Origin of the sequence: Eubacterium sp. BL-380-WT-2B (assembly GCF_009696115.1) — a bacterium.
GTDB classification, from domain to species: domain Bacteria; phylum Bacillota; class Clostridia; order Eubacteriales; family Eubacteriaceae; genus Eubacterium; species Eubacterium callanderi.
On sequence record NZ_VUMP01000004.1, the window covers coordinates 152862 to 173712 of the forward strand.

The window sequence follows — 20851 nt, forward strand, 5'->3', positions numbered from 1 at the left end:
CGGTACAATATATATGAATGATCATTCATATGAAAGGAAAAATCCATGATTGATAAAAACGGCATTGAGCGCTGTGATTTTGCCCACGCGCATGAAGATATTGTAAGAACGGTCATGGACCGGATGCCCGACGAGGAGACCTTATACGACCTGGCGGAGCTGTTCAAGGTTTTTGGGGACTCCACACGGGTTAAGATTCTCTGTGTCCTCTTTGAGGCTGAGATGTGTGTCTGCGACATCGCCGAGCTTCTGAGCATGAGCCAGTCCGCCATCTCCCACCAGCTCCGGGTGCTCAAGCAGTCCAAGCTGGTCAAGAACCGGCGGGAGGGAAAAACGATTTTCTATTCGCTGGCCGACGAGCACGTCCGCGCCATTTTTAACCAGGGAATGGAGCATATAATGGAATGAGGGTACGGTCTGGAACAGACCGTACCTCTTTTTAATGGAGAAGCGTGGGTGTTATACCTGGCGAGCCGGCTGCCTTTTAACTGGGTAAAATCTTTTTGAAAAAAATCGGAAATATTTTCTTGACAAATCCTGTAAAAAAAGCTAAAATAAGTATCGTGCTCAGAACAGAGTACACTGTAGGGGTGTCGCCAAGCGGTAAGGCAATGGACTCTGACTCCATCATTCGCAGGTTCGAATCCTGCCACCCTTGCCATTTTGTTTATCGGATCAGCAATGCTGGTCTTTTTTCTTTTTTTGCACACCCGTGTCAACATTTGGCCGTGAGAAATATTGGAACAGGCTTTTCTTTCCGCGTGATCAGGCGTATAATATGGCCATTCTATGGAAACGGAAAGGCTGTGGCTCCAGACCAGCTGTTATCCGGCTCTGACTGGGGGTGAGCGAAAGAAATGGGCAGATGTAAGATCAGCTTAAAGCTGGTCTTTTTTTTATGGTCAGGAAAGCGTATAATAAGGGTATTATGAAAATCAGGAGAGAGAATAATGAACACTTTAAATAAAGCGCTGGCCGGCAAGCTGGACAGCCTGAGAGATGTGATCCGGGGCTATGAGAAGCCGTGTATCGCCTTTTCCGGCGGCGTGGACAGCACTTTACTGCTCCGGGTGGCTGTGGAAACACGGGGCGCGGCGGCGGTGCCCATGACGGTTAACGGCAGCATGATGCCGCGGTCTGAGTTCGGAGATGCTAAAGCGCTGGCCCAGAGCATGGGTGCCTCGCTGTGTGTGCTGGACGTGGACGTGTTTTCAGTGCCCGAATTCGTGGAAAACGGGTCACAGCGCTGCTATTACTGCAAAAAGAATATCTTTACCCAGATAAAAGGCCACGCCCAGGAGCTGGGCTGCGACGTTATTTTTGACGGCTCCAATCTGGACGATCTGGACGATTACCGCCCGGGCCTGCTGGCGCTGGAGGAAATGATGGTTGTGAGCCCCTTTATAAAGGCAGGGCTCACCAAGCAGGATATCCGCGGCCTGTCTGCCTTTTACGGGCTGCCAACAGCCGACAAGCCCGCCATGGCTTGTCTGGCGACCCGTATCCCGGGAGGCGAGCCGATCACGCGGAAAAAGCTGCTGATGGTGGAGCAGGGCGAGGAATGCCTGAAGGTGCTTGGTCTGCGCCAGTACCGTCTGCGCTATATCGGCAGCATGGCGAAGATCGAGTGCGCCGAGGAAGATTTTGAGCTGCTTATGGAAAGAAGGCAGGAGCTGGTGAGCAATTTGAAAGCCATTGGCTTCAAGACCGTTACCCTTGACCTTTCGGGGTACCAGTGCGGCAGTATGAATGAGGTGAAAAAATGAACGCAGAACAACTGAAAGCCCTGCTGACGCAGGTTAAAAACGACGATACGAGCGTCGAGGACGCTCTGGAGCAGCTCAGGGAGCTGCCCTATCACGACCTTGAATACGCCAAGGTCGATTACCACAGGGAGCTGCGCAACGGCTTTCCTGAGGTTATTTACAGCCCGGGCAAGAGCCTTGGCCAGATCCGCGGCATTGTGACGGATATGCTGGCCCGCACCACCGGCAATATTCTGGCCTCCCGTGCCAGTGAGGAAGTCTATGAGGCCATCCGCGAGCTAACGCCGGACGCGGTCTATTATAAGGAAGCCCGGTCTGTGGTGGTGAAGCGTGAGCCCTACCGCGTATCGGAGGGCACCATTGCGGTGGTGTCCGCAGGGACTTCGGATATTCCGGTGGCAGAGGAGGCCGCTGTGACGGCCGAGGTTATGGGAAACCGGGTGAATCGCCTGTACGACGTGGGTGTGGCTGGGATACACCGGCTCCTTGACAACGTGGACGTCATCAACCATGCCCGGGTCATCATCGTGGTGGCCGGCATGGAGGGCGCTCTGGCGAGCGTAGTGGGCGGCCTGACCGATAAACCAGTGGTCGCAGTGCCCACCAGCATCGGCTACGGCGCCAATTTTGGCGGCGTTTCAGCCCTTCTGGGCATGCTGACCTCCTGTGCCGGAGGCATTGGTGTGGTCAATATCGACAACGGCTTTGGAGCAGCCTGTCTGGCTTCAAAAATTAATCAACTGCAGTAGGAGGGACCATGAAAGTATTATATTTTGACTGTTTTGCAGGCATCAGCGGCGATATGACGCTGGGCGCCTTTCTGGACATCGGCGCAGACCCTGCGCATCTGGAGCGGGAGCTGGCTAAGCTTGGCGTGCCGGGCTTTCATCTTGAGATCGATAAAACCCAGAAGCGCGGCATCACCGGGACTAAGTGCCGCGTGGTCATGGATGGCCACGAGCATGCCCACCGCCATTTTAGCGATATTGTGGACATCATTGAGGGCAGCGGCCTGGACGAGGCGGTCAAGAAAACCGCCATTGCCATCTTCAGGCGTGTGGCCGAGGCTGAGGGAAAGGTGCACGGCGTGCCCATGGAGCAGGTGCACTTCCACGAGGTGGGTGCAGTGGATTCCATTGTCGATATTGTGGGCGCGGCTATCTGCTTCCACGACATTGCGCCTGACGTGGTGTACGGCTCGGCAGTGAACGCAGGCCAGGGCTTTGTGAAGTGCGCCCACGGCCTGCTGCCAGTGCCGGCGCCTGCCACAGCGGAGATCATCGGAAAAACCGATTTTCCCATCTACGCGAAGGGGGTGGATGGAGAATCCGCCACACCGACGGGCATGGCAATCCTCGCAGAGCTGGCCAGCTATTCGGCAGGCTTTCCGCAGATGGCAGTGGATACCATCGGCTATGGCTTTGGCGACCGTGAGTTTGAGATCCTGAATGGCCTGCGCCTTTTTGTGGGCCATACCGATTCGGAGGACTGCGGTATCCTGGTCATGGAGACGAACATCGACGATATGACCGGCGAGACTGCCGGCTACGTGCTGGAGGGCCTCTTTGAGCAGGGCGTGCGCGATGCTTTTTACACGCCTATTTATATGAAGAAAAACCGGCCAGCCGTCAAGCTGACCGTGATCTGCGACGCCGGAAAGGAGGAGACGGTCACCCGTTATATCTTTGCCCAGACCAGCAGCATCGGCCTGCGCAAATATCAGGTCGACCGCGCGGTCATGAACCGGGAGATCGAGACTGTGGACACACCCTTTGGTCCGGTTCGGGTTAAAGTGTGCACCTACGGCGGCATTGTCAAGCGCAGCCCGGAATACGAGGATTTGAAGCGCATTGCCGGCGAAACAGGAAAATCCTTTATGGAAATCGAGGCCGCTGTTTATAAATATCTCTAAAAGGGTAAAATTAAACTGAATTTAAAGAACTCTGTGTTATAATGAAGTAACAGCAAACGGCAGAAAAAGGCAGTGATTTATGAAGTGCATTGTGATTAAAAAACATTGCCTTTTTCAGGATTTCCAAATGTAAAGGAGAATTAAAATGGCAAGTTTTAACTTAGGCGAAGAGCTGAGAAAAGTACTGTTGGCGGGTGTAGGCGCAGTGGCGACCACTGCTGAAAAATCCCAGGAACTCATCAATCAGCTGGTTGAAAAAGGCGAGCTGACTGTGGAACAGGGCAAAGTCATGAATGAAGAGCTGAAGCGCAACATCCGGGACAAGGTTAAGGAAAACGTGACCGTTGTCGTCAAGGACGACGAACCGTCTGTGGACAAGGTCGTTGAAACCATGGACAAAATGAGCCCGGAAGAATTACAGGCCATCAAGGATAAGCTGGCCCGAATGGAGCGTGAAAATGCAGAAGACGCAGAGGTCAAAGACGCAGAATAATCCATTAAACCATGAAAATGAACCCTCAGGCGCCCATGACACCAAGGAGTACAATCGGCAGCGCCTGAGGGAAATCATGGCGATATTGGCCAAATACGATATTGTCAAAGGCATTACACCTGTCAAGCTGCGGCTCATCATCGAGGATCTGGGGCCGACCTTTGTCAAGCTTGGACAGGTGCTTTCCATGCGCCAGGACATCCTTCCGGCTGAGTACTGTCATGAACTGACAAAGCTCAGAACCGAGGTGCGTCCCATGGACTTTGAAGAAGTGGTGACGGTCATCGAGGAGGAGTATGGAAAGCCCCTGAACGAGATCTTTACCTTTCTGGACCGGACGCCTCTGGGCTCGGCCTCCATCGCCCAGGTGCACCGGGCAGAGCTGAAGGACGGCAGTTCCGTGGTGGTCAAGGTGCAGCGCCCCGGTATTAAGGACACCATGGCGCGGGATATCGCGCTGCTGGAAAGGGCAGCCACACTGCTAAAGATTGCCGGCGGCACCGGGAACGCCATCGACTTTAAAATGGTGCTGGACGAGATGTGGTTTACAGCCCAGCAGGAAATGGACTTTTTGATCGAGGCTCACAACGCCGACGAGTTCTATGAGCTTAATAAGGACATTGTCTACGTGACCAGCCCCATTATCTACCATAAGCACACCACCTCCAAGGTGCTGGTTATGGAGTACATCGCTGGCGAGGAGATCGACCAGACCGACCGGCTCAGAGAGCTGGGCTATGATCTGGATGAGGTTGCCCTTAAGCTTTCGGAGAACTATATCAAGCAGGTCATCGATGACGGCTTTTTCCACGCCGACCCGCACCCGGGCAATATCCGTATCCGTGACGGCCAGATTGTCTGGATCGACCTGGGGATGATGGGAACCCTTTCCTCAAAGGACAAGGACCTGTTCAAGCAGGCTGTGGAGGCCATGGCTACCGGTGACGTAGACGGCATGAAGAACGTGGTGCTGTCCCTCGGCGTGCACACCGGACGGATCAACCACGCCAAGCTGTATTCAGACATCGACAACATGATGGACGAGTACGGCACCATGGATCTGGGTACCATGAACATCGGTACCATGATGGAGGATCTGCTCCAGCTGTCCAACAACCATCATATCGCCATGCCAAAGGGCGTGACCATGCTGGCCCGCGGCTCGCTGACCATCGAGGGTGTGCTGAGCATGCTGGCGCCCCAGACCAATGTGGTGCAGATCATGATCAACCACATGTCCGCCGAACGCCTTGAGAACCTGGACCCCAAACGGGAAGCGCTGGAGCTGGGGCGCGAGCTCTACGGCGCGGCCAAGAGCACCCTGAGCCTGCCCGGTCAGGCGCTGGATCTGCTGCGCATGACGGTCAAGGGACAGACAAAGATCAATCTTGAGATCACCGGCTCCGAGGAACCGCTGAACACCATTGACCAGATGGTCAACAAGATTGTGAAGTGCATCATCGCCGCTGCGCTGCTCATCGGCTCCAGCTTTATCAGCACCACCAACATGGAGCCAAAGCTGCTGGGCATACCGGCGCTGGGCACCATCGGCTATATCGTGGCCCTGATTCTGGGCGCGAATCTGATTTACAGCATTCATAAAAAGAAAAAAGAGATCAATAAATAAGGCAGGGTCTGAAGCAGACCCTGCCTTATTTTGGCTTAACGCCTGAGCGCTTCAATGGGGTTGAGGTTAGAGGCGCGGTAGGCGGGAAAAATCCCGAAGGCCAGGCCGATGAGGGTGCTGGCTCCAAAGGATACGAGCACCATGAGAGCCGGAACGGCAAACTGGAAGCCCAGAAGCGTGGACAGGAAGCCGGCAGCGATGCCGGCGCCGACGCCGAAGACGCCGCCCAGCAGGCTCATGGACAGCGCCTCTGCCAGAAACTGGGCGAGGATATCGCGCCGTTTGGTGCCCAGCGCCTTGCGGATACCGATTTCCTGGACCCGCTCACTCACAGACACCAGCATGACGTTCATGACCCCAATGCCCCCCACAATCAGTGAAATTCCTGCGATCCCGGCCAGAAGCTGGGACAGGCTGCCGCTGATGTCAGATCCTGCGCTCAGCATTTCATCCTGTGAGGAGACACTGTACATGGTGGGCGGCAGCCCTTTTTTAATGGTGAGGTAAGCCGATACAGCGGATTTTACCTTGCTGATCTGTTCCTTGTTCTCTGCCTTGACATAGAAGCTGCCAACGTCATCGCCCAGGTCAAAATACCGTGAAGTGGTCAGGGGAACCAGAATCAGGTTGTCTGTGTTGACGCCCAGAGATTCGCCCTGGCGCTCCAGAACACCGACGATTTTATAATCGTCGCCGCCAAGCTTCAGACGGCTGCCCGCCACTCTGGTGGTGTGGAACAGGTCAAGGGCAATGCCTGCGCCGATGACGCAGACCTTGCTTTTTTCCTCCAGATCAATGATGGACAAATTCCGGCCAGACTGCAATTTTAAATTGCGCAGGCCCAGGTACTGGTCATCGGTTCCGGCCAGGATACTGCGCTTCGAGGTGTTTTTTTCAAAGTAGGCTTTAGCCGAGAGAAATTTAAAAGGCGCGAGGGTCTGAATGCCGGGCAGCTTTTTCAGCTCGCCCAGATCCGGGGATTTCAGCCCGTCGTTTGGGCTTTCGGCGTAGACACTGGCCGTCAGAATATCGCCGCCCAGAGCGTCCATCTTCTGGCTGACGGACTGGTTGGCGCCCTGTCCAATGCCTACCAGAAGAATGACCGAGGCGATGCCGATAATGAGGCCAAGCATGGTCAGCAGACTCCTGAGCTTGTTGGAGAGCAGACTTGCGGACGCGTATTTCAGGATTGTGGACAGCCGCATGGCGCACCTCCTGACGTGTCCTCGCAGAGCCTGCCGTCAAAGATCTGGAGCACCCGGCCGGTTTCCCGGGCCAGGCCAAGATTGTGGGTGATGAGAACAATGGTCTGCCCCTGCTGGTTGAGCCGCTGGAACAGGGACATGATTTCAATGCTGGTCTTTGAATCCAACGCGCCGGTCGGCTCGTCGGCCAGAATGATCTCCGGCTGTCCGATGAGGGCCCGGGCGATGGCGACGCGCTGCTGCTGACCGCCTGAGAGCTGGGAGGGGATGTGCCTTTCACGCCCCCCGAGACCAACGCGCTGCAGGTAATCATGGGCGGCAGCAGTCATTTCTTTTTGACGGATGCCCCGAAGACTCAGTGGGAGCTTCACGTTTTCCAGGGCGCTCAGCTTACTCAGAAGATTGAAATTTTGAAAAACAAAGCCGATCTTCTGGTTGCGCAGTGCTGCCAGTCCGTTGTCCGACAGGGTGCTGACCTCCTGGCCATCCAGATAATAGGCGCCGGAATCCGGGATGTCCAGCAGCCCGAGAATATTCATGAGAGTGGACTTTCCAGAGCCGGAGGGCCCGACAATAGAGACAAACTCGCCTGGCCTGACATGCAGACTGATGTCGGAGAGTGCCTGGACAGCCTCACTGCCCAGACAGTAACTTTTTTCAATATGCGAGAGCCGTATCATTACAGAACCTCCTGCTCAGTCATGTTCATCTCCCCGCCAGAGGTTTCCGCGTCTGACGGCTCACCCGCAGATGGGAGAATGACGGTATCGCCTTCGTTGAGACCGCTTGTGATCTCAACGTCCTGGCCGTCAGATATGCCGGTTTCGACTTTGCGCTGTTCCTCTGCGTCCCCAGCTTTTACCGTGACATATTTGCCGTCCTCGCCGCTCTGGATGGCTGCGACAGGCACACTCAGCACATTGTCGGCGGACCGGACGTTAATGCTGCAGCTGGCAGACATGCCAAGCTTCAGACTTCCGTCATTTTCAAAATCTGCCGAAACCGTGAATTTTGAACCGGATGTGTCATATTTGCCAATCTGGCTGATGGACGACAGCTTTCCGGCAAAGGCTTTGTTGCCAAAGGCAGCCACAGTAATGCTGACAGGCTGATCCTCATGCAGGCTGGCCAGGTCATTCTCAAAAACACTCATCTGCACCTGCAGATTGTGAACGTCGGAGACCTCAACTGCGTGTTCGGCGGTCAAAGCCTCGCCCTTTGCGGGCAGGGCAGTGCCTGTGATAACCAGATCAAAGGGGGCGTTTAGGGTTTTGCCATTGGTGTACTCTACGACCGGGTAGCCCTCCGAGACGGTCTGCCCGACTGAGGCGCACAGGGCCTTGAATTTATAATCCGTATTGGGCTTCAGGCTCTGGGTCCGGCGGGTTTTGATCTCTCCGGAGGACGTGAAGGTCTGGACAATGTTTTTTTTAACCGCGTTCGCTGTCATGACCTGGCTGTTTTCGGAAGCCTTGGCCTGTGCGGCGGTGTTTGACCTGAGATAGGCATAGGCCATCACGCCGATGACTGAAAGCAGGATGGCGATGATCAGAATTTGTTTTGCGTGTTTCATCTGATGTTCCTTTCTGCCCGGTTATCCGGTGGTGCTGAAAGCTTTGGCAGTGGCCTTGCGCTGCTGTGCCGAGACAGAAGTGTCAATGTCGGGCAGGGGTTCTATTTTTTTAGTCATTTCTGTTTTCTGGGCCGTCAGCAGTCCGCCCAGGATCAGGATGACAACCGTCAGCAGAGCGATGATGGCTTTAAATACTTTGATGTTCATATGTTTACCTCCGTTTGCTTTTCTGTCTGCATTCTAGCAAAAGCAAACTTAAAAAATCGTGAAATAAAGGCAGCGTAAAAAATTAAGATGGCTTTAAGCAGATCTGTTTCACTGTTTTTTAAGGCAGCCTGTGGTAAACTGGAACAAAAAGGAGGTTGCTGATGAAGCTTTTGATTATCGAAGATGACCCAAACCTGTCCGATGTGATCAGGCAGTGTGTGGCGCCTTTTTACCAGACCGAGCAGGCCTTTGACGGCGAGGAGGGGCTCTATTACGCCAGCCAGAATATCTATGACCTGATTCTGCTGGATCTGATGCTGCCCCTTATTGATGGCTATGAGGTGCTCCGGCAGCTGCGGGAGCAGAAAATTTACACACCGGTGCTCATCCTGACAGCCAGAGGGACCATGACCGACAAGACAAAGGGGTTTCGTACCGGCGCGGATGATTATCTGGTCAAGCCCTTTGACAGAGACGAGCTTCTGCTGCGCATCGAGGCGATTCTGCGCCGCAGCACAGGGCATTACGACATTGCGGCCCTCTGCTTTAAAGAACTGCGGGTCGAGACAATGACGCGAACCGTCACCGTTGCCGGCGAAGCCCTTGACCTGCGCGGCAAGCAGTACGACATTCTCGAATATCTGGTCAGCCACCAGGAGCAGCTTGTGACCAAGGCCCAGATTTTTGACAAAATATGGGGATTTACCACAGATACAAGCTCCAACGTGGTGGAGGTGTACGTAAGTGCACTGCGCAGGATTCTGTCGGGATGCGGCTATGATAGCTGTCTGAAAACCATTCGAGGTGTCGGCTATATGCTGACCAGTGGGGAGAAGGCGCATTGAATGAGAAAAAATGGATTCGCCGGGAATTTATACGGAGCCTGCTGCTTTTTATCTTGGCCTTTTCGTGTATCTATTCAGTGCTGGGCCTGCTCATCTATGGCATTGTGCGAACCAACCTGTACGCGTCAGTGGACGAGATACTGCTGGCCGACCAGGGAACAACCTACGCGGCGTTGATGATGGAGGAGGGAAGTGTGCTTGAGGCCGAGGAGCCGGAGAGCGGCGATGTTGCCACCGATCAGGCCGAGCTGATCGGCGACCTGCCCGAGATTAACCCGAGAGTGCTGTATATTGCGAGAGACAGGGATGGCAGCCCGCTCTATTATTCGGATATAAACGGCGATCTTTATGAGGAGCTATACAAAGGCTTCACCTTTAATTCCAATGAGCTGGACACCCTGTATTTCATGACGCTGGGCGGGCGCTACCATTACCGGGCCATCAACCGGATGATCGAAAAAGCCGATGGACAGAAGGAATACCTGCAGATACTCATCAACGTTGACGCCGAGGATGAGATCCTGCGCAATGTGGTAGCGGGACTGGCTGTCTCGCTGGGCGTGGCGGTCTTTCTGTCCGCCGGCGTGGGCTGGCTGCTGTCCCGGCGCATTTTGAAGCCAGTGACTGAGGCGTACCAGAAACAAACTGAGTTTGTCCAGAACGCCTCCCATGAGCTGAGGACACCGCTGACCATTATCCGGACCACCCAGGAGCTGCTCCTCAGCAACCCGGAAAGCCGGATCATTGACAAGTTTGAGGCCATTAACCGCACCATCGACGAGACACGGCGGCTGACAAAAATGACAGAGGACCTGATCCTGCTGGCAATGACCGACACAAGCCAGACAAAACTGCAGAAAGAGCCAGTGTCCCTTGAACATCTGCTAAGCGGCGTGGGCGAGGCCTACTGTGAGATCGCGGGGCTGGAGGGCAAGAAAATGAGAATGGATTTTCGGTTTAAGGGAAATATTGAGGCAGATTCGGACAAGCTCCGCCAGCTCGCGGTCATTCTGCTGGATAACAGCTTTAAGTATACCGAACCCGGCGACAGCATTGCCATGAGCACTGAGGAGAAAGATGGAAAAGTGGTTTTAAGGATCAGCGATACCGGCATCGGTATCAGCGATGAGGATATGCGCCATGTCTTTGAACGCTTTTACCGCGCCGACAAGGCAAGATCCCGCCAGACTGGCGGCAGCGGTCTGGGACTGACCATTGCCGAGAATATTGCCCTGCTGCACGGCGGCAGTATCCAGATGCGGCATCATACGCCAAAGGGCGTAGAGGTAATTGTAAAGCTGCCCGCTTAGCAGGCAGCCCGTGTCAGGAGAGCCACAGAGACAGCTGCGTCCTGCCGTCCGCGCAGCGTTCGCATTCAAAACGGCATTTTCCAGACACTGACAGGGCCTGGAGGTCTGGGGAGAGAGTGTCCAGAGGCTGTGTGCCCGGGAAGGTACAGACAACCCTCAGGCACTGACGGGAGTAGTCAAGGCTTAGCGTAAGCTCGGATTCAGAGCAGGGAGAAGCCGCCTCGCAGGCAGCGGCGGCCGTGTTCAGCACAGCGAGCAGAGAGGGGGAGAGGGTATTGTAGTCCAGAGGCAGGATATCCGGCACGCTGGCCTGGGCACTGACAGCCACGCCTTTTTCGGACAGGGCGCCCAGCCTGCCATTCACAAGGGTGTCGATCAGGTAATTGCCGCTGGTGAGAATAGGCTCTGCTGTCTCAGTCTCATCCAGCAGGTTTTGCAGCAGATGATTGGCAGGGCCGAGATCGTCATCATCCAAAAGCTTTTTGAGGACAAGCAGATGGTGCCTGAAATCATGAAGCAGCATTTCAGAGGACTGCAGCTTTTCGTTAAAAACTGCGCAGGCTTCCCGGCTCAGGGCTTTCTGGGGATCTGGCGGCGTGGTCTTTTCCTCCAGCTCCGCCACCCAGGTCAGGTTCTGGAGGCTGAAAAAAGCGACGCAGAGCAAAAGCACCAGCATGAGGGCAGTGGCAGAGGTGATGATCCAGCCGTAGAACAGATCGTTGGGCGTCAGGAAGATCCAAAGATAGAACAGCACCGGCGGGACGCAGAGGCTGGGCCAGAACCCCGTCCGGGTTGGTGTCAGGAGGTGGCTGGACATGCGGCGCATAAGTCTGAATAAAAACGGATAGGTGGCGGCCACCAGCACCACGTAAAGGCAGAGACCCGACAGGGGCCAGAGATAGCCGTCCTGTACAAAAGGACCCACCGACAGCTCTGGAAACAGCAGCCGGTTGAGAAAGGACGCCACCAGCGCGATACCAGCGTAAAAACTGGAGATAAAGGTCAGGCAATAGAGCTTTTTAAAAAAAGGCGCGCGGATTACAAACAGGTAAATGAGAAAGCAGCAGCCCTGCTCCAGAAACATGAGCAGATTGATGAGATTTACGTTGGAAGCGGGTTTTCCGGCGCGGATGGTATCCATAAAAACCATGGCGATAAAGATTCCGAGGATCAGGAAACCGCCAAATACAAAGAAGAGTACCGGGCGCTTCCGCTCCCAGGTCTGTCTGGCCCAGAAGGGGTAAATGCACAGAAAAGCAGGCGGTACGGTCTGCATCAGGAAGCCGAGCAGCGCCCTGAAAAAATAGAATATCATAAGTTACACTCCTGTCAAACGAGGTTGTAAAGCTTTGCTGGTTACAGTTTATCACAAAAAAATATGGTGGACAACGATTAAAAAACAGCAGCGCCCAGGCGTGCTGTTTTTTAAAAAGACTGTTTATTTTTTCATCCTGCCATTGGTTTTGGATAAACGGTAGGCCAGGGTACAGAAAGAGATGCCCATTGATAAAAAGGCAATGCCAGCCCAGATCACAATGGTGAAGGCGGCAAAGACAGGGTGGAACAAGAGCACTATGGAAAGAATGACAACCACAATGCCCAGCGCCAGTGTCCAGCCCCATGCCTTATCGCCCTTTGATTTGGCCGTAAAGGCAAAGCCGATGGTGTTAAAGCCGCCGAATAGAATGGCAAAGGCAACGTAAAAGACCAGCACATCTGCGGTAATGCCCATGTTGGCAATCATGATAATGCCGAGAATGAGCATCAGAATCCCGGATACCAGATTCCAGCCCCATGCAGGAATGCTTTTGCGGTTGATCAGGGTAACCGCAGTGGAGGCGAGTCCGGAGATCAGAAATGTGATGGCAAAGACAATAGCAAGGGCAGCAAATCCATTGGCTGGCGTAAAAAACAGCCAGACACCAAGGCCGATGGCGAGGATACCAAGAATCAGAAAAACCCACCAGTGTTTGATGGCACCTGTAAGCTCCTCCTCAAAATTTTCAAACGATTCTTTATTCATATCAAACTCCTTTCATAAAATAGTGGTTGAAAAACGATTGGTTTTATTATATCGGATGGAAGAGGGCCGCGCAATAAAACCGCACAAATAGCAGGTTTAACCGCCTGAATGCAGCTTTAGAGAAAGCATTTAGGCGGTCAGACGAGCCATTTGTGCGGCCGTCAAAAAATACCACCAAAAGCGTGCTATAATGAGTAAAAACAAAGCTATGGGGGTGTGAAAATGATTACCTTTTTTGCTGCGCTGGCGATTTTAATCGCCGGATATTTTACGTACAGCAAAGTGGTCGAGCGGATATTCGGGCCTGATGACCGGCCCACGCCAGCCACTACCATGACCGACGGCGTGGACTATGTGCCCATGAAACAGTGGAAGATCTTTCTGATCCAGCTGCTCAACATTGCTGGCCTGGGGCCCATCTTTGGCGCCATCTCCGGCGCGCTGTGGGGACCCGTTGTTTTTTTATGGATTGTTTTCGGCACCATTTTTGCCGGCGGCGTCCACGATTTCCTGTCTGGGATGATCTCCATCCGCCACAGGGGCAGCAGTATTTCTGAGATTGTGGGAATCTATCTTGGAAAGGGTATGAAGACCGTTATGCGCGTCTTTTCCGTGGTGCTGCTGGTACTGGTGGGCACTGTTTTTGCCACAGGACCTGCGGCGCTTCTGGCCATGCTTACGCCCGATGCGCTGGATGCTGGCTTCTGGCTCATTGTGGTTTTGATTTATTATTTCGCGGCAACTCTGCTGCCCATTGACAAGGTTATCGGGAAAATCTATCCCTTTTTCGGTATTTGTCTGATCATCATGGCGCTGGGCGTGGCCGGCGGCATCATCATCCAGGGCTACACCATTCCAGAGCTGACCCTGCAGAATCTGCACCCCAAGGAGCTGCCTGTCTGGCCGCTGATGTTTGTGACCGTGGCCTGCGGCGCGATTTCCGGCTTTCATGCTACCCAGTCGCCTATGATGGCGCGGTGCATAACCAGTGAAAAGCAGGGGCGCTCCATCTTTTACGGCGCCATGGTGGCCGAGGGCGTCATCGCCCTGATCTGGGCCGCGGCGGGCGTAGCTTTTTATCAGTCCACCGGCGGGCTTCGGGAAGCCCTTGCCGCCTATGGGGGACAGGGCGGCGTGGTCTATGAGATCTGCAATACCTTGCTGGGACCAGCGGGCATGGTGCTGGCCATGATCGGCGTTATTGCCTGCCCTATCTCCTCGGGCGACACAGCCTTCAGGAGCGCGCGCCTCACCATTGCGGACTGGTTTGACATCTCCCAGGACAAGATGCGCACCCGCTTGTACATCACCGTCCCGCTGCTGCTGGTGGGCCTGCTTTTATCCCAGATTGATTTTGATATTGTGTGGCGGTATTTTTCCTGGAGCAACCAGACGCTGGCCATGATCGCGCTGTGGGCCGGGGCGGTATACCTGTGCAGAAACCAGAAGAATTTCTGGATCGCCGCGGTTCCGGCCACCTTTATGTCGGCCGTCAGCGCTACCTATATCCTCATGGCAGAGGAGGGCCTGCGCCTGCCCGTCGCCTTTGCCTACCCGGCGGGAGTTATCTTTGCCGCAGCCTGCGCGGTGGTGTTTTATTTTAAGGCGGTGCGCCCTCCGCAGGCGCTCAGGCCCGAGAAAATGTAAGGAATGAGGTACGGCGTGTTTTAGACCGTACCGTTTTTTAAACGAGAGGAGAACCCATGAAAACAAGACGGAGTGCCCGGGGACTGCTGCTGGCAGCCCTTTTGCTGATGAGTATCCTGCTGCCTGGCTGTGTCGCCCGGCAGGCAGAAAATAAAGAAGCCCCGACCGATTACGCTGTGGCGGCGAACTGGCTGGCGATGCCCGATACGCCCGATAAGCCAGTGGATGTCTTTTACCTGTATCCTACGGCCTGGCATAAGGAAAGCGCGGAGGAGCCTAACATCTGCACTGTTGACAACGCCACCCTGCGCGAGACCGCGCCCGAAATGCTGAGACAGCAGGCCAGCGTCTTTGAGCCTGTGGCCAATGTCTACGCGCCCTATTACCGGCAGGTCGACGCGGCTTACTGCCTGGGTCTGTCCCATGACGAGGAATACGCTCTGCTGAACGGCGTGCCCAAGATAGACGTGTTCGCAGCCTTCGACTACTATCTTGAGCACGAAAACAACGGCCGCCCCTTTATCCTGGCCGGTCATTCCCAGGGCTCCAACATGCTGCTCTACCTGTTGGGCGAGTATATGAAGGCGCATCCTGTGGTTTACAGACGGATGGTGGCCGCCTACGTGATTGGTTATTCTGTTACTGGGGACTACCTCGCCCAGAACCCACATCTCCGGTTTGCAGAGGCGGCCGATGATACGGGTGTGATCATCTCCTACAATACCGAAGCGCCAGGTGTCACAGCGGATAACCCTGTACTGCTGCCCGGCGCAAAGGTCATCAACCCCATCAGCTGGACCCGGGATGAGACCCTCGCGCCAGCAGAGCAGAGCCTCGGCTCTGCCAGCAGAGAGGACCCGTCTGTCAAGAGCCTCCCCTCCGCTGACGCCCGTATCGATAAAGTCCGCGGCGTCCTAATCTGTGACAACCAGGACACCGATGCTCTGGCCCCCGGAAACGCTGTCTTTCCAGAGGGTGTTTACCACGGGTACGACTATGCCTTCTATTACTACAACCTCCGCGAGAACGCAGGGCAGCGGATCGAGGCTTATTTAGCGAGGCGGTAGAGGGGTGATGTAAGGTGAGTCAGACTTGGGGCGTTGTCTGAAATCAAAAACTGAAAAAATGCTTAAATGACTCGATTTTTGTAAAGAAAAATAAAAAAACGGCTTGGTTAAGCCGTTTTTTTATTTGGTATAAATTTTGCGTTAATTAAGAACTGTCGAGAATATTTTAAAAAGTGAGGAGTGAGATCGTGAGAAAAAAAGAAGTGGATTATACGCAGCTGAGTAAAATGAAAGTGTTATTGTTGATTTTTTTGTCGGGGGCAGGAAGCGGTGCGATTTACGCACCAGTCTATTTAAAAAATGTGTTTTACGAGCCACTTTTGCTGGGGCTGAATATTTCGAACGCTCAGCTGGGGCTTTTATCCGGCGTGTACGGCATTATGGCAACGCTGTTGTACATCCCCTGTGGCATGATTGCCGATAAGCTCAGGCTGCGCACCATGGCGGCGGGTGGTTTTATCAGTACGGCGCTGGTAACTTTCTGGTACGCTATGCTGCCCTCCTACAGTGTCCTGCTTGTCATTTTTGTGGTGTATGCAGTCACAACGATTTTAGTGTTTTGGGGCTTTCATTTTAAGGTACTTCGGTTTTGCGGGCCAGAGGAAAAGTATCCATCCCTCGTAGGGTTATGTTACGCATTGTACGGACTGGGGGGGCTGGTGATCAACGGCGTGGCCTTGGCTGTGTTTAATAATTTTTCGGATTATGTGACAGGCGTAAGGTTTTCGCTTTTGTTTATCGGGGTCTTAATCCTGGCACTGGGCATCCTTTCCTTTTTTACGGTGCCGTATTTTAAGGGCGAGATTGTGACCGACCCTGATAAGAAGTTTAACATCAATGAGTTTATGGAGGCGTTAAAGCATCCTGGGGTGTGGCTGTCCAGCATGATTTTGTTTTTTGTGATGATTGTGTATATGGGCATGAATTACACAACGCCCTATTTAACAGATGTTTTTGGCGCACCTCTGGCCTTGGTTGGCGTGATTGGCATGGTACGTTATTACGGCATCGCCATCATCGCCGCGCCGGCGCTCGGTGCGTTCACTACTAAAATCGGCTCGCCCTGTAAGGCGATTATCTGCGTCATGATTGGCTGCGGGCTGTGCTGCGGCGCTTATGTCATAATGCCGCCCACAGGCTTCTTTTTAACCGTGGCCATTGTCATCACGCTGATAATTGGTTTTCTGGCCAATGGCGCCTATGGCGTTACCTCATCGGTTTTAACGGAGACTCATGTACCGCCCCACATTTTTGGAGCGGCGACCGGTCTGCTCTCGGTCATTGGCTTTTTACCGGAAAGCTTTATGCACCAGGCTTTTGGCAGCATGATTGACCATTATGGAAACACAGGCTACACTTATATTTTCCTGGTTCTCCTGGGAAGCGCGGTTATCGCGGTTTTGGGCTGTGTGGCGACCAAAAGGGTTTTAAAAAAGAAAGAAGCGCAGGAAAAAAGCGTTGTGCCGTTGCTGCCTGAGGAATAAAGAGGGCGATATGCGTGTGAGTATCTACCCCAGAGGGAGCCTTAAAAAATATTTTGGCTTTGAAAAGGAGAGAGTACTGGAGGTGCCGGAGAATTTAACGGTTGAAGCGCTGTTTAAGGTGATCGGCTTTGAATGGGAAAGCTGCACAAGCTTTGGTTTTGCCGCCGTTAATGGAAAGCGTGTCTGTATTAATGCGCCGCTGAAGGCTGGTGATGTTGTGAAAATATATCCCAGAATAGCAGGCGGCTGATTAAAAACAATAAAATAATGGAGGATGGAAAAGGATGAATGATTTTAGTTTTGGACTGGCAACGGATATAAGGTTTGGAAAAGATGCGGTGGCCTCAATTGGCGAAATCGCGCTGGAGTATGGGGCCAAAAAGGTTTTGCTGGCTGCCGACAAGGGCATACGCGGCACAGGTCTGCCAACAAGTATCAGAGGCTATTTGGCGGCGGCGGGGATCGCCTGTGTTGATTTTGATAAAATTGTCCCAAATCCCAGAATATCGGATTGCGAGGAAGGTGCGCGGCTGGGGCTTGAGGAACAGATAAATCTGGTGATCGCGGTCGGTGGCGGCAGCAGCATTGACACATCAAAGGCCATTGCGGGCATGATTGGGCATCAGACATCTGATTTTAGGAGGATTCAATTTCCGAATGCCTATACCTGCGACCCCTGTCCGCTGATCGCAGTGCCGACAACGGCTGGAACAGGCAGTGAAGTCACGACCTGCGGGGTCATTACAAATGCGCAAACCCATGAAAAAGTCTATTGCTATGATATAAAATGCGCGCCGACAGTGGCGTTATGCGACCCGGCTGTGCTTATGGGGCTTCCGTCCGCGATCGCAGCGGCAACAGGAATTGATGCCCTGACCCACGCCATCGAGGGCTATGTCTGTACCTGTACAAACCCGGTGACCGAGGCCTTTGGGCTTTACGCCGTTAAAAAAATAAGCCAGCATTTCAGAAAATATATCTATGACCGGGATATTGAGAGCTGCTCCGAGATCATGGTCGGAAGCTTGCTGGCCGGTCTGTCCTTTGGCTACTCCGACACCGCTGCGGTGCATGCGCTGGCAGAGACCATTGGCGGCCGGTACGATACTCCTCACGGTGTGGCCAACGCCATTTTCCTAGCGGATGTCTGTGAATACAATATTCCGGCGAACTTACCGAAATATGTCGATATTGCAAGAGCGATGGGCGTGACAGGCCAGGGGCTTACCGACCGTGAGCTTGCCCAGGCGGGCGTGGATGAGATCCGGAGACTAGTGGCGGATGTACGGATTCCAAGGCTGAACGAGCTGCCGGGCATTGACCCAGAGGATTTTGAAGAGCTGGCCGAAAAGTGCGTGACCCATGTTTCAAACCCTGATAATCCAATTGTTCTGACAAAGGAAGAGTTTTTGTGTTTTCTGAATAAAGCCTACAATGCCTGATAAACCTGCTTGGCGCCGCTCAAGCCGTGGCGCTGAGCTATTGGAAATGATAGAATGAAGGAGGCAGAAGAATGAAAAGACTAAGATTGAATAAAAAAAAGTGTATTGGCTGCCAGCTCTGCGCGCAGATTTGCTCGGCCATGCACGAGGGCGTGTTCTGCCCGTCAAAAGCGCGGATTTTCATTGAAACCTATTATGATAAAGGGATGGCGATAAAATATAAAGACGACTTCTGTATCGGCTGCGGAAAGTGCGCGAAAAACTGCCCGCAAAATGCCATTGTTGTAACGGAGAGGATCATCGTAAAGCAGGAATGTTGTACAGGCTGCGGCGTCTGTGCGGAGGTCTGCCCTAAAAAAGTGGTCCGGCTGCGTGATGAAAAGGCTGTTATCTGCGACGCCTGTGGCGGCGAACCGTTTTGCGTGCAGGTTTGTCCGCAGCAGGCCCTGCAGTACAGGTAAGTGGGGTAGAGAGATGCTGGGATATCAAAATAATTTATTGAGAATCAATTTGAGTACTGGAATCGTACAGGCTGAGCCGCTGCGGATGGATTGGGCAAAAAAATATATCGGCTCAAAGGGGCTGGCCATCAAGTATTTATATGAGGAATTAAACCCAGGGATAGATCCTCTGTCCGAGGATAATAAACTGATTTTTATGACAACGCCCCTGACAGGAACCAGTATTCCCTGCTCGGGCAAGCTGTCCATCGCGGCGAAATCACCGGCAACCGGTACGATTTGCGATTGCTCCATCGGCGGACACGCGGCTTTGAAGATCAAATACGCGGGCTATGACGCAATGATTCTGGAAGGAAAATATGAGAAGCCGTGCTATATCTTCATTGAGGATACCCATGTGGAAATTATGGACGCCGGACAGTATTGGGGGCTGGGTGCCCATGTCACCGAAGCCATGCTTTCAGAGCTTTATGGGCATGAGTACAGCTATCTCACCATCGGGCCGGCAGGGGAGACAAAGTGCGGCATGGCCTGTATCAACTCAGATTACTACAGGCAGGCCGGCAGAGGCGGTATGGGTGCAGTGATGGGCAGTAAAAATGTAAAGGCCGTGGTCATCAAAGGCACTGGCAGTGTGAAAATTCCCAACATACGGGAAGCCTGCCGCCGCATCATTGAGATTGAAAAAGAAAATGTACTCCAGGAGGACAACACCTATGTTTTTGACACCGGCACAACGGCTTTTTTGGAGGCCTGCCAGGACGGGGGGATCCTGCCTAAAAAAAATTTCAGCGACACGACCGATGACCGCTGGACTGAATATAACGGCGACGTGCTGTTGAAAGGACTGGAGGGAAAAAGGGGCTGTGGCAGCTGTGGACTGGGCTGCGGCAATTTCTTAAAGCTTGGCGATGTTATCTGCGAGGGACCGGAGTACGAGTCCATTGCAGTAGCTGGGCCCAATGTTTGTAATGCCGATGCCATTAAAATTTTGAAATCTAATAAAGTGGCGGATGATATGGGGCTGGATACGATCAGTGCAGGCGATACCATCGCCTGGGCTATGGAGATGACAGAGAAGGGCATTCATGATTTTGGCATTCATTTTGGCGAGATCGATAAGTATATTGAATATCTGGAGTTGATGGCCAGAGCTGAGGGGATTGGTGCAGAGCTTGCGCAGGGCGTTAAGAGACTATCAGAAAAATATGGCGGTCAGGATTTTGCCATGCACGTTAAAGGGCTGGAATATCCGCAGTATGAGCCGAGAGGCTCCTGGGGAATGGCACTGGCCTATGCGGTCTCAGACCGCGGCGCCTGCCACATGCGGGCTTATGCAGCCAATGAGGAAATTTTTACCGCAACCGCGCCGCCGTATACCAGCGAGGGTAAGGGTGAGATTGTTTACCGCATGGGCTGGTGGAGCGCCGTTAAATTTTCATTTGGGATATGTGACTTTTGGGGAACCATTACCTTGGATTTAATGGCAGAAATACTGGAGCTGGTGACGGGCGAGCAGTGGACGACAAAAGAGCTGGAAGAAATCGGGGTCAGGGTTTTGAATATGGCGCGCGCCTTTAATCAGAGAGAAGGGTTTAACGGCAAGGATGACACTGCGCCAAAACGGATATTCCGGGAGGTGCTCCGCAGCGGCGCAGGAGCAGGTCAGAAAATACCCGAAGCTGCTTTTGAGGATATGAAGCAGCAGTATTATAAATACATGGGATGGAATGAAAAAGGAATCGTGCCAGAAGCAATTCTTGAGGCACTGTAAAAGGATGGGGAGTCC

General features: G+C 53.4%; 21 protein-coding genes and 1 tRNA gene. 16 read left to right on the forward strand and 6 right to left on the reverse strand.

The window, feature by feature from the left end; translation table 11 throughout:
• Window positions 1-45: 45 nt before the first annotated feature.
• From FYJ53_RS09000 to FYJ53_RS09030, 7 genes are all read left to right on the forward strand, one after another.
• Entirely contained in the window at window positions 46-408 is a 363-nt protein-coding gene (locus FYJ53_RS09000) for a metalloregulator ArsR/SmtB family transcription factor (protein ID WP_013378785.1), read from the forward strand.
• 178 nt (window positions 409-586) lie between these two features.
• A tRNA-Gln gene (locus tag FYJ53_RS09005) sits at window positions 587-661 on the forward strand.
• Window positions 662-950: 289 nt separating this feature from the next.
• On the forward strand, window positions 951-1766 hold the full coding sequence (gene larE / locus FYJ53_RS09010) for an ATP-dependent sacrificial sulfur transferase LarE (protein WP_148427849.1): 816 nt from the start codon (window positions 951-953) through the stop codon (window positions 1764-1766).
• Window positions 1763-2515: a nickel pincer cofactor biosynthesis protein LarB gene (gene larB, locus FYJ53_RS09015; RefSeq protein WP_013378789.1), complete on the forward strand. Its 753-nt coding sequence runs from the start codon at window positions 1763-1765 to the stop codon at window positions 2513-2515. The genes larE and larB overlap by 4 nt, the downstream gene beginning before the upstream one ends.
• Before the next feature lie 8 nt (window positions 2516-2523).
• Complete coding sequence (gene larC / locus FYJ53_RS09020; protein WP_013378790.1) at window positions 2524-3678, forward strand: nickel pincer cofactor biosynthesis protein LarC; 1155 nt, start codon at window positions 2524-2526, stop codon at window positions 3676-3678.
• A gap of 145 nt (window positions 3679-3823) precedes the next feature.
• Window positions 3824-4171 (forward strand): phasin family protein, encoded by a 348-nt coding sequence (locus FYJ53_RS09025; RefSeq protein WP_013378791.1) that lies wholly within the window; start codon window positions 3824-3826, stop codon window positions 4169-4171.
• Window positions 4137-5798, forward strand: a complete 1662-nt coding sequence (locus FYJ53_RS09030) for an AarF/ABC1/UbiB kinase family protein (RefSeq protein ID WP_013378792.1) — start codon at window positions 4137-4139, stop codon at window positions 5796-5798. Before FYJ53_RS09025 ends, FYJ53_RS09030 begins: the two co-directional genes overlap by 35 nt.
• A gap of 35 nt (window positions 5799-5833) precedes the next feature.
• Here FYJ53_RS09030 and FYJ53_RS09035 read toward each other — a convergent pair whose 3' ends face one another.
• From FYJ53_RS09035 to FYJ53_RS09050, 4 genes are read right to left on the reverse strand one after another with little or no spacing between them, the layout of a single operon-like run.
• On the reverse strand, window positions 5834-7003 hold the full coding sequence (locus FYJ53_RS09035) for an ABC transporter permease (protein WP_148427847.1): 1170 nt from the start codon (window positions 7001-7003) through the stop codon (window positions 5834-5836).
• Window positions 6982-7683: an ABC transporter ATP-binding protein gene (locus FYJ53_RS09040; protein ID WP_013378794.1), complete on the reverse strand. Its 702-nt coding sequence runs from the start codon at window positions 7681-7683 to the stop codon at window positions 6982-6984. The genes FYJ53_RS09035 and FYJ53_RS09040 overlap by 22 nt, the downstream gene beginning before the upstream one ends.
• Window positions 7683-8576, reverse strand: a complete 894-nt coding sequence (locus FYJ53_RS09045) for an efflux RND transporter periplasmic adaptor subunit (protein WP_154557271.1) — start codon at window positions 8574-8576, stop codon at window positions 7683-7685. Before FYJ53_RS09045 ends, FYJ53_RS09040 begins: the two co-directional genes overlap by 1 nt.
• Before the next feature lie 21 nt (window positions 8577-8597).
• Window positions 8598-8783: a hypothetical protein gene (locus FYJ53_RS09050; RefSeq protein ID WP_154557272.1), complete on the reverse strand. Its 186-nt coding sequence runs from the start codon at window positions 8781-8783 to the stop codon at window positions 8598-8600.
• A 161-nt stretch (window positions 8784-8944) separates the two neighbouring features.
• On the opposite strand from FYJ53_RS09050, the gene FYJ53_RS09055 reads away from it, so the two are divergent.
• Both FYJ53_RS09055 and FYJ53_RS09060 read left to right on the forward strand, forming a co-directional pair.
• A complete protein-coding gene (locus tag FYJ53_RS09055) occupies window positions 8945-9628 on the forward strand; it encodes a response regulator transcription factor (RefSeq protein WP_013378797.1) in 684 nt (227 codons plus the stop codon).
• Entirely contained in the window at window positions 9625-10938 is a 1314-nt protein-coding gene (locus FYJ53_RS09060; RefSeq protein ID WP_148427843.1) for a cell wall metabolism sensor histidine kinase WalK, read from the forward strand. Before FYJ53_RS09055 ends, FYJ53_RS09060 begins: the two co-directional genes overlap by 4 nt.
• Window positions 10939-10951: 13 nt before the next feature.
• On the opposite strand, the gene FYJ53_RS09065 is transcribed toward FYJ53_RS09060, so the two are convergent.
• Window positions 10952-12253, reverse strand: coding sequence for a hypothetical protein (locus FYJ53_RS09065; RefSeq protein ID WP_148427841.1), 1302 nt, complete (start codon window positions 12251-12253; stop codon window positions 10952-10954).
• Between the two features lie 123 nt (window positions 12254-12376).
• The gene (locus FYJ53_RS09070; protein WP_090410646.1) at window positions 12377-12961 is read right to left on the reverse strand and encodes an HdeD family acid-resistance protein; all 585 of its coding nucleotides are present in this window, start codon (window positions 12959-12961) and stop codon (window positions 12377-12379) included.
• Between the two features lie 222 nt (window positions 12962-13183).
• On the opposite strand from FYJ53_RS09070, the gene FYJ53_RS09075 reads away from it, so the two are divergent.
• From FYJ53_RS09075 to FYJ53_RS09105, 7 genes are all read left to right on the forward strand, one after another.
• On the forward strand, window positions 13184-14608 hold the full coding sequence (locus FYJ53_RS09075; protein ID WP_148427839.1) for a carbon starvation protein A: 1425 nt from the start codon (window positions 13184-13186) through the stop codon (window positions 14606-14608).
• Between the two features lie 56 nt (window positions 14609-14664).
• Window positions 14665-15675, forward strand: coding sequence for a DUF3089 domain-containing protein (locus tag FYJ53_RS09080; RefSeq protein ID WP_148427837.1), 1011 nt, complete (start codon window positions 14665-14667; stop codon window positions 15673-15675).
• A 188-nt stretch (window positions 15676-15863) separates the two neighbouring features.
• Window positions 15864-17159 (forward strand): nitrate/nitrite transporter, encoded by a 1296-nt coding sequence (locus FYJ53_RS09085; RefSeq protein ID WP_227929806.1) that lies wholly within the window; start codon window positions 15864-15866, stop codon window positions 17157-17159.
• A 10-nt stretch (window positions 17160-17169) separates the two neighbouring features.
• Entirely contained in the window at window positions 17170-17409 is a 240-nt protein-coding gene (locus tag FYJ53_RS09090) for a MoaD/ThiS family protein (RefSeq protein WP_148427835.1), read from the forward strand.
• 34 nt (window positions 17410-17443) lie between these two features.
• Window positions 17444-18601: an iron-containing alcohol dehydrogenase gene (locus FYJ53_RS09095; RefSeq protein ID WP_148427832.1), complete on the forward strand. Its 1158-nt coding sequence runs from the start codon at window positions 17444-17446 to the stop codon at window positions 18599-18601.
• A gap of 71 nt (window positions 18602-18672) precedes the next feature.
• Window positions 18673-19062 (forward strand): 4Fe-4S binding protein, encoded by a 390-nt coding sequence (locus FYJ53_RS09100; RefSeq protein ID WP_148427830.1) that lies wholly within the window; start codon window positions 18673-18675, stop codon window positions 19060-19062.
• Window positions 19063-19075: 13 nt separating this feature from the next.
• Window positions 19076-20836 carry an aldehyde ferredoxin oxidoreductase family protein gene (locus FYJ53_RS09105; RefSeq protein ID WP_227929805.1) on the forward strand — a complete coding sequence of 587 codons (1761 nt, stop codon included), beginning with the start codon at window positions 19076-19078 and terminating at the stop codon, window positions 20834-20836.
• The last annotated feature ends 15 nt before the right edge of the window (window positions 20837-20851 follow it).